Below are 12,453 nucleotides of genomic sequence, written 5' to 3'. Positions count from 1 at the left end.
CCCGGTGCTCAATCCCGGTCGATTCAACGCAGTCCTTTCGGCCGCGTCGCGAGCACATTGCGGATCGAGAAGCTCGAATGGATTCGCAGCACTCCCGGCATGGTCGACAGAATATCCTTATGGATGCGTTCGAAGTCGCCGGGATTGGCGACCTCGACGCGCAGCAGATAGTCGGAGCCGCCCGTCATCAAAAAGCACTCCTTGATCTCGGGATGTTTGCGTACCGCCGCCTCGAAACGATCGAGATGCTCCTCCGTTTGCCGCTCGAGCGTGATGTTGATGATGACGGCGATCGATGCCTCTGCCTGGGACGTGTCCACCAGGGCCGTATAGCCCCTGATCACGCCCGCCTGTTCCATCAATTTGATACGCCGCAGGCAGGCCGATGGCGACAGCCCCACCTCGCCTGCCAGCTTGGCGTTGCTGACTCGGGCATCGAGGCGAAGCAAGCGGAGAATATTGCGGTCGATGGCGTCGAGAGCGGGCATGTGGATTCTTTCAAAAATTCGCAGATCCTTTCAATATCAATGCATTTAAACAATAATCAATCACTGTTTAGCAAGCAATTTCGCGATCCTTTCAATAATCTTATATTGAACGACGAGGGCGGACATGGACGGCGGTATTGTGGATTCTCTGGCGCCAAAATTGGCGATCGATAGTGGAGCGTGTGGCTATCTGACGATCGATTTGGCCGCGCTATGCCGGAACTATGACAAGCTATCCACTATCGTCGCACCGGCGCGGGCCGCCGCCGTCGTCAAGGCGGATTCCTACGGACTTGGCGCCAATCAGGTATCGAAAGCACTCTACGAGCGCGGTTGCCGCCACTTTTTCGTCGCCCACTTCATTGAAGCGCTACGGCTGCGTCCGCAACTCCGTGGCGATGCAACTATTTTTGTGCTGAACGGCCTTTTACCCGGCAATGAGGCTGCCTGCGCCGATGGCGGCATCGTGCCTGTGATCAATTCGCTCCAACAGTTGCGGCAGTGGTCGGAGATGTCACGCTCTCTTCACCGCAGGCTCCCCGCGGTTCTCCAATTCGATACCGGCATGTCGCGGCTCGGCATACCGCCGGAGGACAGAAGCGCCGTGGCAGCTCATCTGCAGACATCCGACGACGTCGATATCCTGTTCATCATGAGCCACCTCGCCTCCGCAGATGAGACCGACAGCAGGCAAAACGGTGATCAGCTTGCCGAGATGTGTCGCGTCGCAACGGAGTTTCCGCAATACGATGTTTCGTTCGCCAATTCCGGCGGCATCTTTCTTGGCGGAGATTTCCATGGCGTACTGGCACGGCCAGGCATCGCTCTTTATGGCGGCGCTCCCACCAGTGGCGTTGCCAACCCCATGGAAGCGGTTGTCCGGCTCGAAGTTGCCGTGGTGCAGACACGGACCGTTTTGGAAGGCGCTCGGGTCGGCTATGGCGGCGTGCATGTGACGAAAGGCAAGACCCGGCTCGCGACGATCGCCGCCGGCTACGCCGACGGCTTGCCGCGCAGCCTCAGCGATCGCGGCGCCGTCTATTACGACGGCGTGCGTCTGCCCATCGTCGGCCGCGTGTCGATGGACAGCACGACAATCGATATCAGCGCCTTGCCCGAAGGCGCTCTCTCTTTCGGCAGCATGGTGGAAGTTCTGGGAGATCATCAGACCGTGGATGATCTTGCGTGCGACGCCGGCTTGATTTCCTATGAAATCCTGACCAGTCTCGGCCATCGCTTCCACCGTCAATATCGCTGACCTTCCCATCTCTCAAGTCTCTGAGGACATCATGAAAGTCGTCGTTCTGGGTGCCGGCATCATCGGCGTGACGTCAGCCTATCAGCTTGCCAAGGCGGGCCACGAGGTTACGGTCATCGACCGGCAGCAGGGCCCGGCGCTGGAAACGAGCTTCGCCAATGCCGGCGAGGTTTCCTTCGGCTATTGCTCGCCCTGGGCCGCACCCGGCATTCCCATGAAGGCGATCAAGTGGCTGTTCATGCACCACGCGCCGCTCATCCTGCGCCCGAAGGTCGATGGCGCCATGCTCTCATGGCTCATCAAGATGCTGTCAAACTGCACGTCGGAGCGTTACGCGATCAACAAGAGCCGCATGCTGCGCCTTGCCGATTACAGCCGCATTTCGCTCGCTGAGCTTCGCGAAGAGACAGGTATTGCCTATGACGAGCGTATGCAGGGCACGCTCCAGCTCTTCCGCACGCAAGCGCAGCTCGATGCATCCGCCAAGGACGTCAAGGCTCTTGCGGCCGACGGCATTCCGTATGAGGTGCTCGATCCCGACGGCTGCATTCGCGTCGAACCGGCCCTTCGGCATGTCCGCGGCAAGATCGTCGGTGGTCTGCTGACACCGAAGGACGAGACCGGCGACTGCTTCAAATTCACCAATGCGCTTGCTGCAAAAGCGATTGAGCTTGGCGTCCGGTTCCAGTACGGCACGACGATCAAGGGGCTCGCCATCGAGGGCAGCCAAGTACGTGGCGTGGTGACCGATCGTGGGCGCCTGGATGCGGATGCGGTCGTCGTCGCGCTCGGCAGCTATTCACCGCTGCTGCTGAAACCGCTCGGCATCAGCCTGTCCGTCTATCCGGTCAAAGGCTATTCGCTGACGATCCCGATCACCGATGCCTCGCGCGCACCGGAATCGACCGTCATGGACGAAACCTACAAGATCGCCATCACTCGCCTCGGCGACCGCATCCGCGTCGGCGGCATGGCGGAAATCTCCGGCTATACCAATGATCTCGGCCTTGCGAGACGCCGGACACTTGAGCATTCCGTGACCGATCTCTTCCCCGGCGGCGATGTCGCCAAGGCCTCGTTCTGGTCGGGCCTGCGGCCGATGACGCCGGATGGCACGCCGGTCATCGGACCGACGAGGATCAAGGGGCTTTATCTCAATACAGGTCATGGCACGCTTGGATGGACCATGAGTTCCGGTTCGGCACGCGTCATCAGCGATCTCGTCAGTGGCCGCAAGCCTGATATCGACGCGACCGACCTCGCGATCAGCCGCTACGCCTGACAAAGGGGTCTCAACGCGGGCGCTCAAGAACAGCGGCGGGCTGATCGCCCGCCGGTTTCGATCAATGCCGCGGAATTCGTGGCAGGAAGATCGTGAATAATCCCAACAACGGCAGATACGAGCAGAGCGTATAGACGAAGGGGATGCCACGCGCATCGGCGAAATCGCCGAGCCAGGCTGCCCCCAGTCCACCCGCGCCGAAGGCAAAGCCGAAGAAGATGCCGCCGATCAGTCCCACGCGGCCAGGGATCAGCTCCTGCGCAAAGACCACGATCGCCGGGAAGGCCGAGGCAAGCACGAGGCCGATGACGACAGTCAGGACGCAGGTCCAGAACAGGTTCGCATAGGGCATCAGCAGCGCAAACGGGATGACGCCGAGGATCGAGAACCAGATCACGAAACGCGCGCCAAAACGGTCGCCCACCGGCCCGCCCATGATCGTGCCGACCGCGACCGAGCCGAGGAAAAGAAACAGCATCAGCTGCGCATCCCGGACATCGAGATGGAACTTGTCGATGACGTAGAAGGTGAAATAGCTCGAAATGCTCGCCATGTAGACGTTCTTCGTCGCCGTCAGCAGGATGAGGATGGCAAGCGCCCACATCGCCTTGTTGCGCGCGATCGGCAAGGTGCGGCTCGGGGCGGAACGCGCCGACTGCTGGCGACGATGGTTGATGAACCAGTTGCCGACCCAGCTCAGAACGATGAAGCCGATGACGGCCAGCACCGAAAGCCAGGCGACGCTCTTCTGGCCATGCTGGAGGACGAAGAACGCGGCAATGAGCGGCCCGATCGCCGAGCCGGCGTTACCACCGAGCTGAAACAGCGACTGCGCCAGCCCGTGACGTCCGCCCGAAGCGAGACGTGCAACGCGCGAAGCCTCCGGATGGAAGACGGCCGAACCGAAGCCGATCAGGCTTGCAGCGATCAGGAGCACGCCGAAACTGCCGGCATAGCCAAGCAGCACCAGGCCTGCAAAGGTGCTGACCATGCCCACGGGCAACGAATAGGGCATCGGCCATTTGTCGGTCACGATACCGACCACCGGCTGCAGCAACGAGGCGGTGATCTGGAACATCATCGTCAACAAGCCGATCTGCACGAAATCGAGCGCATAATTCTCTCTGAACATCGGATAGAGCGACGTCAGCAGCGATTGCATCGTATCGTTCAGCAGATGACAGGTACTGACCGCCATAACGATCGACATCGTCGTCTTTTGATATCGGGCCTGCGTACCCGCCACTTCCGCAACCATGTGGGGAATCCTCCTGCGCCGGCGAGACTTGCCGACGATATGACTTGATCCGCCTTTACCACGGCTTGCGAATGTCCTTCTTTCGTGTTTTGGTCCAATAGTTTCTCGATTGGGCCAAAATGGAAAAGCTATCGAAACAGTTGCTGGCGACCCTCGACGACGACCATGTGCGAAACATGCGCTGGATGGAGGAATCGCCAGCCGACGTGCTCGTCCATAGCGCCGAGCCGCCGCAGGGCTACACGGTTCCCTGGCATCACCACCGCCGCACGCAGCTGCTTTGCATCTTCGCCGGCGTCGCCCTGATCATGACGGCGCGCGGCCGCTGGATGGTGCCGCCCGGCCATGCCCTATTCATCCCCGTCGGGCTGGAGCATTCGATTGAGATCCTGAGCGACGTCAGCATGAAGTCCGTCTACGTGACGCCGCGCGGCCAGCCGCCGAAGGGTGAAGCGCCGCGTGTCGTCGAAGTGACCGATCTTGCCCGCAGCCTGCTGCTCGAAGCCATCCGGCTGCGGGAGGCGCCGGTCAGCCATCGCAAGGCCAAGCTCGTTCTGTCGCTACTGGTCGAGGAAATCGCAACGTTGCCCGAGCGTCCGCTCGGCCTGCCCTTCCCGTCCGACCGCCGATTGACTGCGCTCTGCCGCGACTATCTCTCCAACCCATCGCCTAATGCCAGGCTGGATGATTGGGCCGAAAAGCTTTCGGTAAGCCGCCGAACGTTCACCAGGCAGTTCCGCAAGGAAACCGGCATCAGCTTCACCACCTGGCGCCAGCAGGCAAGCGTCTTTGCCTGCCTGCCGCAACTGGCGGAGGGCCAGCCCGTCATCAACATCGCGCTCGAAGCAGGCTACGAGAGCGTGGCGGCGTTTACCACCATGTTCCGCCGCATGCTCGGCACCTCGCCGCGCAGCTATATGGCCAACCGCTGGACCCTTGAGCGGCAATCAGCTTGAAGCCTCCTCTTGAAATGAGCAGGCGCTTCCGGCAAACAGCGCTGAAGAGCGAGGCAAAGCATATGCGGCATATTCACATCGTCGGTATCGGCACGGGAAACCCCGAACATCTGACCGTGCAGGCGATCAATGCGCTGAACTCAGCCGATGTCATCCTCATTCCAAGCAAGGGCGCGGCCAAGAGCGAGCTTGCCGACGTCAGGCGCGATATCTGCCAGCGCTATGTCACCAATCCCGCCACCCGCTACGTGGATTACGACGTGCCGTCACGCCAGATGGCGGACCGCAGATATGTGCGGAGCGTCGATGAATGGCATGACGCGATTTCCGCGACCTACGAGCGGCTGTTTCTGGAACATCTGACGGAAAGCCAGAGTGCTGCCTTCCTCGTCTGGGGCGATCCCGGCCTTTATGACAGCACGCTCCGCATTCTCGAGCGTGTCGTCGGTCGCGGCAAAGTCGTTATCGATTATAGCGTTATTCCTGGCATCACCAGCATCCAAGCGCTGACGGCAAGCCATCGCATCCCCCTCAACCTCGTCGGCAAGCCGGTTCAGATCACCACCGGTCGGCGATTGGCCGAAAGCTTTCCCGGAATTGCCGAAACGGCCGTCGTCATGCTCGATGGCGAGCAGGCCTTCAGCAAGATCGACGATCCCGATGCCCATATCTATTGGGGCGCCTATCTCGGCACCAAGGATGAAATCATCATCGCGGGCAGGCTGGCTGAGGTTTCCGAGCGGATTCTTGCGACCCGCGCCGAAGCCCGCGCCCGGCATGGATGGATCATGGATATCTATCTTATGCGTAAGGGTCGGGACTTCGACGATCTCGAATAAGCGCCAAGTACCAAATCGTTTGCCCGCCGATCCGGTTTGTGCAAGGAAATGTCCCTTATGAAGGGCAGTCTTATGGTTGCGGTCGACGCGCAGACAGTGGAGGAACAAGCGTGCTTCTCTAAAGGGGGAGCTGCCGAGGACGGCGTTGCATCGCCCCTGCCCTCTATGGTTCGCGGTGCCTGCCCCTCGCTGAATGCACCGATGCAGACCGGCGACGGCCTTCTTGTTCGTTTGCGGCCATCGACTCCGGGGCTGACTATCGCGCAATTACGTCTCTTGGCGGAAGCAGCCGAGAGACACGGCAATGGCCTGATCGAGATCACTGCGCGCGGCAATTTTCAGCTGCGTGGCATGACGCCGCAAAGCATGCCTGGACTGGCCGCCGATATCGATCGGGCCGGCATCGTGCCAGAGAGCGGCGTCACGATCGAAGTCCCGCCGCTCAGCGGTGTCGATCCGTCCGAGATTGCTGATGCACGTGGGCTTTCTGAGCGTCTGCGAAGCGCCATCGATGCACTTCGTCCCAAGCCATTGCTCGCTGCAAAGCTCGCCATTATCGTTGACGGCGGCGGCCGGCTCGTCCTTGACGAACTCTCGGCGGATATCAGGCTGAAGGCTGTCACTGCCGCCGATGGCCGAAAGCTTTGGACTCTTGCCATTGCGGGAACCGAGACGACGGCCACACGGCTTGTCGCCTTGTCTGGCGAAGAAGCGATAGCCTGTGTCATGGCATTGCTCAAAGCGTTGGCGGCAATCGGCCCTCGCGCCCGCGGCCGTGACCTGGACATCGCCGCTTTAGGACTACAGTTTCCTGCCCCTTCCAGCTTCCCACGACGAGAAACTAACTCATCCGCCCTTCCTGTCGGTGTCATTCCGCTCGATAACGAACAGACCGCACTCGGATTGCGGCCCGCCTTCGGTCAAATCCACGCTCAAGACCTCATCCGATTTCTTGACCATGCAGAGATGACTGGGGCGCATGAATTACGGACCGGCCCCGAACACAGCCTGTTGCTGCTCGGCCTCCCGCGCGAGCGGATCAAAGGTATTCTCGCCGCGGCAGCTGATTGCGGCTTTCAGACACGCGCCGATGATCCCGCAAATTATGCCGTTCCCTGTTCCGGTGCCGGCGCATGCGCCTCTGCCCACTACGCCACGAAAAAGGCGGCCGCCGATCTGGTCGAAATCGGGCATGAGCTGCTGGATGGTTCGCTCAAGGTGCATCTATCCGGCTGCGCAAAAGGCTGCGCCCATCCTTTCCCGGCGATGCTGACCATCGTCGGTGCTGCAACGGGCTATGCTATTGTCGTAAATGGGTCAGCATCATCAGAGCCCGTGGCTTACATCCATAAGGAATATCTGAAATCGGCGCTGGCTGCGCTCGGGGAACTGGTGCGAAACAACAAAGCTGCTGGCGAATCGGCACAGCAGTGTCTTAAACGGCTCGGCCGGGACGCAATCGCGACGGCCTTACGACAGGGATAGAAATGCCTGACTATGACTATATCCGCGAAGGGGATGCGATCTACGAGCGCTCCTTTGCGATCATCCGCAGCGAAGCCGATCTCCAGCGTTTCCCTGAAGCCGAGGCCGATGTCGCCATCCGCATGATTCATGCCTGCGGATTGGTGGAAGCGGCAGAACATTTTCTCTTCTCTCCCGATTTCGTCGCATCCGCCCGCAAGGCGCTGACTGACGGTGCACCGATTTTCTGCGACGCAGAGATGGTCGCCCGCGGCGTCACCCGCGCCCGTCTGCCTGCCGCCAACGAAGTGATCTGCACCTTGCAGGACCCGCGGACGGCGGAGATCGCGAAGACCATTGGCAACACGCGCTCGGCCGCAGCCATGCATCTTTGGACGGATCGGCTGGCGGGCTCTGTCGTCGCTATCGGCAACGCGCCGACGGCCCTCTTCCACCTTCTCGAAATGCTGCGCGATGGCGCGCCGAAGCCGGCTGCCATCATCGGCATGCCCGTCGGTTTCGTCGGCGCGGCGGAATCGAAGGATGCGCTTGCCGAAAACTCCTACGGCGTTCCCTTTGCCATCGTGCGCGGCCGGCTGGGCGGCAGTGCCATGACGGCAGCCGCCCTCAATGCGCTTGCGAGGCCTGGTCTATGAGTGCGCCGTCCAATGGAAACCTGATCGGCGTCGGCACCGGTCCTGGCGATCCGGAACTGCTGACGGTCAAGGCCGTCAAGGCTCTCGACCGTGCCGATGTTGTCGCTTACTTCGCCAAGCAGGGTAGAGGTGGCAATGGGAAAGCCATCGTCGGCGATCTGCTGAAGGCGGACGTAACGCTGCTGCCGCTCTACTATCCGGTGACGACCGAGATCGACAAGGACGCGCCGGAATATCTCCGTCAGATCACCGCCTTCTATGACGCCTCGGCCGAGATGGTGGCGGCGCATCTTCGCGAAGGAAAGACGGTTGCCGTACTCAGCGAGGGCGATCCGCTCTTCTATGGCTCCTACATGCATCTGCATGTGCGCCTTGCCGATCGCTTCCCCACTGAAGTCATCCCGGGCGTGACCGCCATGTCCGGTTGCTGGTCTCTTGCAGGATTGCCGATGGTGCAGGGAGACGACATTCTCTCCGTGCTGCCAGGAACGATGGCGGAGGCCGAGCTAACCCGCAGATTGGGTGATACACAGGCTGCCGTGATCATGAAGGTCGGCCGCAATCTGCCCAAGATCCGCCGCGCGCTTGATGCCGCTGGCCGACTGGAGGAAGCGATCTATGTCGAGCGCGGCACGATGGCGAACGGCGCAATGACGCCGCTAGCCAGCCGCAACGATGCCGAAGCGCCCTATTTCTCCCTTGTGCTGGTTCCTGGCTGGGAAAGCCGGCCATGAGCGGGCGTCTTTATGTGATCGGCACGGGCCCCGGCAATCCCCAGCAGACGACGCCGGAGGCACTTGCTGCCGTGGCGGACGCTCACGAATTTTACGGTTACGGTCCTTATCTCGACCGCCTGACGCTGCGCGACGACCAGATCCGTCAGGCATCAGACAATCGCGAGGAGCTGGACCGCGCCAAGATGGCGCTGCAGCGAGCCGCAAGCGGCATCAATGTCTGCGTCGTCTCCGGTGGCGATCCCGGCGTCTTTGCCATGGCGGCCGCCGTTTGCGAGGCGATCGATCATGGTCCGGTTGAATGGCGGACGGTAGACCTTATCGTCGTGCCGGGTATCACGGCCATGCTTGCCGTTGCGGCCCGCATCGGCGCTCCCCTCGGGCACGATTTCTGCGCGATCTCGCTTTCGGACAATCTGAAACCCTGGCCGCTGATCGAGAGTCGCCTCCGCGCCGTTGCCGAAGCGGGCTTTGTGAGCGCGCTCTACAATCCGATCAGCAAGGCGCGGCCCTGGCAGCTTGGCAAGGCCTTCGAGATCCTGCGCGCCGTGCTGCCCGGCGAAACACCTGTCATCTTCGGTCGGGCCGCCGGTCGTCCCGACGAGCGCATGACAGTGGCTCGGCTCGCCGATGCCGAGGCCTCGCAGGCGGATATGGCGACCTGCGTCATCATCGGCTCGGCCGAGACGCGCGTCATTGCCCGCGAGGGACGCCCGGATCTGGTCTATACGCCGCGCTTCATCAGGGAAGAGACGAAATGATCGATCCGATCGAGCGCAGCGTCTACCGTTTCGACCACCGGCAAGCCGGCGGTATCCGCGCGCTCGACCATGATCACCTTGATTCCGAGCTGCCTTGCCGCCTCTATCTTCCCGTAGGTCGCGTCACCGCCGCTGTTCTTGGCGACGACCACCTCGATTCCATGCCGTTGCAGCATCTCCAGCTCGTTCTCCAGGCGGAACGGACCCCGGCTGTGGATGTAGCTGACGTCAGGCACGGTCAGCGGCGGTTCGACGGGATCGACGCTGCGGACCCAATAATGGTGCTGCGGCGCGGCGTTCGCATAATGCGCCTCCTGCCGCCCCGTTGCCAGGAAAACGCGCAAGGGTGCTGCGCCGAGCGCGGCTATGGCCTGCGAAACGCCATGCACGGAAAGCCAGTCATCGCCTTCGACCGACATCCACGCGGGACGGCGCAATGCAAAGGCCGTAACAGCGCATTGAGTGGCTGCCTGGGAAGCATTGGCGGAAATGCGGGCCGCGAAGGGATGGGTGGCATCGATCACCAGATCGATCTTTTCATCGATGACATAGCGGGCAAGCCCCTCTGCGCCACCGAAACCGCCGCTGCGCACCGGAACGGGCTGCGGCGCCGGATCGGCGGTTCGTCCGGCAAGGGACAGAACAATGTCGAGATCAGTGCGCGGGGCAAGCGCCGCCGCCAGCGCTCGGGCCTCGGTCGTGCCGCCGAGGATCAGAATGCGGACCTTGCCCATGGCTGAGACACCTTCAGTTCAACGCTGGCTTACTCTTATCGGCATCGGCGAAGACGGTCCAGCCGGTGTCGGCGACGAGGCCAAACGGCAGATCGCTGACGCGCCGTCGGTCTTCGGTGGTGTACGCCACATCGAGTTGATGAGGTCACTGATAACAGGCGAAACCCATCAATGGCTTTCGCCATTCGAAAAATCCGTTGAAGCGGTTCTTGCCCGGCGCGGAGAACCGACAGTGGTTCTTGCCTCCGGCGATCCTTTTTTCTACGGCGTCGGCGCGACACTTTCGCGGCACATTCCGGCCGCTGAAATGACCGTTATCCCAGCACCCTCCTCCTTCAGCCTTGCCGCGTCGCGCCTCGGCTGGCCCCTGCAGGAGACGACGGTTCTGTCGCTCCATGGCCGGTCCATCGATCTGATCCGGCCGCACCTGCATTCGGGCCGCAAGATCCTGGCGCTGACATCCGATGGCAAAGGCCCCGCCGAATTGGCCGCCCTGCTGCGCAGCTCTGGTTTCGGTCCGTCAGAACTGACGGTTCTGGAAGCGCTTGGCGGTCCAAACGAGAAGGTCTCCCGGGAAACTGCGGCTAGCTTTAGCCTCTCCGGCATCAACGATCTGAACATCTGCGGCGTCGAGGTCAAGGCGGAAGCCGGCGCGCGGATTTTGCCGCTAAGCGCAGGCCTCGCCGACGAGCTTTTTGAACATGACGGCCAGATCACCAAGCGGGAGATCCGCGCGATGACGCTATCCGCGCTGGCGCCACGTTATGGTGAGCTGCTCTGGGATATCGGTGCCGGCTCCGGCTCGATCGGCATCGAATGGATGCTGGCCGATCCGTCACTGCGCGTCATTGCCATTGAGGCTTCCGTTGAACGCGCCGCTCGAATCCGCCGAAACGCAGCGAATTTCGGTGTACCGGGCCTGACCGTTGTCGAAGGCGAGGCGCCGGCTGCTCTTACCGGCCTGCCGGCACCGGATGCGATCTTTATCGGCGGTGGCGGCAGCGATGCCGGCGTGCTGGAGGCCGCCATCGGCCAATTGAAAAGCGGCGGCAGGCTGGTCGCCAATGCCGTCACGACCGAAATGGAAGTCCTTCTGTTGGCCGAACAGGCACGCCGCGGCGGCTCGCTGATCCGTATCGACATTGCGCGCGCCGCACCTGTCGGCCGCATGACCGGCTGGCGGCCGGCCATGCCGGTGACGCAATGGTCTTGGATCAAGCCATAATTGAGAATGAGGTAGAGTGATGACAGTGCATTTCATTGGCGCAGGCCCAGGCGCCGCCGACCTGATCACGGTGCGCGGCCGCGACCTGATCGGCAAATGCCCGGTCTGCCTCTATGCCGGCTCGATTGTCTCGCCGGAACTGCTGCAATATTGCCCACCCGGCGCCCGCATCATCGATACGGCGCCGATGTCGCTTGACGAGATAGAGGCCGAATACCTGAAAGCCAATGCAGCGGGCGAGGATGTCGCGCGCCTGCATTCGGGCGATCTCTCGGTCTGGAGCGCGGTTGCCGAACAGATCCGCCGGCTGGAGCAGCATGGCATCGACTATACGCTGACCCCAGGCGTTCCCGCTTTCGCAGCCGCAGCTTCGGCGCTCGGCCGCGAACTGACCATACCAGCCCTCGCCCAAAGCCTAGTTCTGACCCGCGTTTCCGGTCGGGCCTCGCCGATGCCGAACAATGAGACGCTAGCGAAATTCGGCGCGACCGGCGCGACGCTCGCGATCCATCTGGCCATCCATGCACTCAAGGAAGTCGTCGAGGATCTGACGCCGCTTTATGGCGCGGACTGCCCGGTTGCGATCGTCGTCAAGGCATCCTGGCCCGATGAGCGGATTATCCGGGGCACGCTTGCCACGATTGAGGCAAAGGTAGCGGCGGAGCCGATCGAGCGCACCGCATTGATCTTCGTCGGCTCGTCGCTCGCCGCCAGTGATTTCCGCGAAAGCTCGCTCTACGATCCCACCTATCAGCGTCGTTTCCGTGGCCGCCAATAACGCCGGACACCGTTGCAAAT

At 61.8% G+C, this 12,453-nt stretch carries 13 protein-coding genes; 10 read left to right on the top strand and 3 right to left on the bottom strand.

Features of this window, described 5'->3' with window-relative positions:
* Window positions 1-23: 23 nt before the first annotated feature.
* On the bottom strand, window positions 24-488 hold the full coding sequence (locus GDN47_RS09940; protein ID WP_152093192.1) for an Lrp/AsnC family transcriptional regulator: 465 nt from the start codon (window positions 486-488) through the stop codon (window positions 24-26).
* 124 nt (window positions 489-612) lie between these two features.
* Between GDN47_RS09940 and alr the strand changes: the two genes are divergently transcribed.
* Complete coding sequence (gene alr / locus GDN47_RS09935) at window positions 613-1,746, top strand: alanine racemase (protein WP_152093191.1); 1,134 nt, start codon at window positions 613-615, stop codon at window positions 1,744-1,746.
* Between the two features lie 31 nt (window positions 1,747-1,777).
* Window positions 1,778-3,028, top strand: coding sequence for a D-amino acid dehydrogenase (locus tag GDN47_RS09930; protein ID WP_152093190.1), 1,251 nt, complete (start codon window positions 1,778-1,780; stop codon window positions 3,026-3,028).
* Window positions 3,029-3,089: 61 nt separating this feature from the next.
* Here GDN47_RS09930 and GDN47_RS09925 read toward each other — a convergent pair whose 3' ends face one another.
* Window positions 3,090-4,286 (bottom strand): MFS transporter, encoded by a 1,197-nt coding sequence (locus tag GDN47_RS09925; protein ID WP_152093189.1) that lies wholly within the window; start codon window positions 4,284-4,286, stop codon window positions 3,090-3,092.
* A 119-nt stretch (window positions 4,287-4,405) separates the two neighbouring features.
* Between GDN47_RS09925 and GDN47_RS09920 the strand changes: the two genes are divergently transcribed.
* The 6 genes from GDN47_RS09920 (at window position 4,406) to GDN47_RS09895 (ending at window position 9,696) form a co-directional block, all read left to right on the top strand.
* Window positions 4,406-5,242 (top strand): AraC family transcriptional regulator, encoded by an 837-nt coding sequence (locus GDN47_RS09920; protein WP_152093188.1) that lies wholly within the window; start codon window positions 4,406-4,408, stop codon window positions 5,240-5,242.
* Window positions 5,243-5,304: 62 nt separating this feature from the next.
* Window positions 5,305-6,081 (top strand): precorrin-6A synthase (deacetylating), encoded by a 777-nt coding sequence (gene cobF, locus GDN47_RS09915; RefSeq protein WP_152093187.1) that lies wholly within the window; start codon window positions 5,305-5,307, stop codon window positions 6,079-6,081.
* Between the two features lie 57 nt (window positions 6,082-6,138).
* Window positions 6,139-7,566 carry a precorrin-3B synthase gene (gene cobG / locus GDN47_RS09910; RefSeq protein WP_152093186.1) on the top strand — a complete coding sequence of 476 codons (1,428 nt, stop codon included), beginning with the start codon at window positions 6,139-6,141 and terminating at the stop codon, window positions 7,564-7,566.
* A 2-nt stretch (window positions 7,567-7,568) separates the two neighbouring features.
* Window positions 7,569-8,201 (top strand): precorrin-8X methylmutase, encoded by a 633-nt coding sequence (locus GDN47_RS09905; protein ID WP_152093185.1) that lies wholly within the window; start codon window positions 7,569-7,571, stop codon window positions 8,199-8,201.
* Window positions 8,198-8,935, top strand: coding sequence for a precorrin-2 C(20)-methyltransferase (locus GDN47_RS09900; RefSeq protein ID WP_152093184.1), 738 nt, complete (start codon window positions 8,198-8,200; stop codon window positions 8,933-8,935). The genes GDN47_RS09905 and GDN47_RS09900 overlap by 4 nt, the downstream gene beginning before the upstream one ends.
* Window positions 8,932-9,696, top strand: a complete 765-nt coding sequence (locus tag GDN47_RS09895; RefSeq protein ID WP_152093183.1) for a precorrin-3B C(17)-methyltransferase — start codon at window positions 8,932-8,934, stop codon at window positions 9,694-9,696. Before GDN47_RS09900 ends, GDN47_RS09895 begins: the two co-directional genes overlap by 4 nt.
* Here the strand turns inward: GDN47_RS09895 and GDN47_RS09890 are convergent.
* The gene (locus tag GDN47_RS09890; protein WP_152093182.1) at window positions 9,660-10,430 is read right to left on the bottom strand and encodes a cobalt-precorrin-6A reductase; all 771 of its coding nucleotides are present in this window, start codon (window positions 10,428-10,430) and stop codon (window positions 9,660-9,662) included. The genes GDN47_RS09895 and GDN47_RS09890 overlap by 37 nt on opposite strands.
* Here GDN47_RS09890 and cbiE point away from each other — a divergent pair.
* Window positions 10,414-11,655, top strand: a complete 1,242-nt coding sequence (gene cbiE / locus GDN47_RS09885; protein ID WP_152093181.1) for a precorrin-6y C5,15-methyltransferase (decarboxylating) subunit CbiE — start codon at window positions 10,414-10,416, stop codon at window positions 11,653-11,655. The genes GDN47_RS09890 and cbiE overlap by 17 nt on opposite strands.
* A 19-nt stretch (window positions 11,656-11,674) precedes the next feature.
* Window positions 11,675-12,433 (top strand): precorrin-4 C(11)-methyltransferase, encoded by a 759-nt coding sequence (gene cobM, locus GDN47_RS09880; protein WP_152093180.1) that lies wholly within the window; start codon window positions 11,675-11,677, stop codon window positions 12,431-12,433.
* Window positions 12,434-12,453 lie beyond the last annotated feature (20 nt).

This window comes from Martinezella dioscoreae, assembly GCF_009176305.1.
GTDB classification, from domain to species: Bacteria; Pseudomonadota; Alphaproteobacteria; order Rhizobiales; family Rhizobiaceae; genus Rhizobium; species Rhizobium dioscoreae.
Note: the sequence above shows the minus strand (reverse complement) of the source record. Positions and strands in the feature narration are given on the sequence as shown.

What these genes read in the sequence shown, in the direction of transcription:
- GDN47_RS09940 (WP_152093192.1), bottom strand. Translation starts at nt 488, where the DNA reads ATGCCCGCTCTCGACGCCATCGACCGCAATATTCTCCGCTTGCTTCGC.
- alr (WP_152093191.1), top strand. Translation starts at nt 613, where the DNA reads ATGGACGGCGGTATTGTGGATTCTCTGGCGCCAAAATTGGCGATCGAT.
- GDN47_RS09930 (WP_152093190.1), top strand. Translation starts at nt 1,778, where the DNA reads ATGAAAGTCGTCGTTCTGGGTGCCGGCATCATCGGCGTGACGTCAGCC.
- GDN47_RS09925 (WP_152093189.1), bottom strand. Translation starts at nt 4,286, where the DNA reads ATGGTTGCGGAAGTGGCGGGTACGCAGGCCCGATATCAAAAGACGACG.
- GDN47_RS09920 (WP_152093188.1), top strand. Translation starts at nt 4,406, where the DNA reads ATGGAAAAGCTATCGAAACAGTTGCTGGCGACCCTCGACGACGACCAT.
- cobF (WP_152093187.1), top strand. Translation starts at nt 5,305, where the DNA reads ATGCGGCATATTCACATCGTCGGTATCGGCACGGGAAACCCCGAACAT.
- cobG (WP_152093186.1), top strand. Translation starts at nt 6,139, where the DNA reads ATGAAGGGCAGTCTTATGGTTGCGGTCGACGCGCAGACAGTGGAGGAA.
- GDN47_RS09905 (WP_152093185.1), top strand. Translation starts at nt 7,569, where the DNA reads ATGCCTGACTATGACTATATCCGCGAAGGGGATGCGATCTACGAGCGC.
- GDN47_RS09900 (WP_152093184.1), top strand. Translation starts at nt 8,198, where the DNA reads ATGAGTGCGCCGTCCAATGGAAACCTGATCGGCGTCGGCACCGGTCCT.
- GDN47_RS09895 (WP_152093183.1), top strand. Translation starts at nt 8,932, where the DNA reads ATGAGCGGGCGTCTTTATGTGATCGGCACGGGCCCCGGCAATCCCCAG.
- cbiE (WP_152093181.1), top strand. Translation starts at nt 10,414, where the DNA reads ATGCGGACCTTGCCCATGGCTGAGACACCTTCAGTTCAACGCTGGCTT.
- GDN47_RS09890 (WP_152093182.1), bottom strand. Translation starts at nt 10,430, where the DNA reads ATGGGCAAGGTCCGCATTCTGATCCTCGGCGGCACGACCGAGGCCCGA.
- cobM (WP_152093180.1), top strand. Translation starts at nt 11,675, where the DNA reads ATGACAGTGCATTTCATTGGCGCAGGCCCAGGCGCCGCCGACCTGATC.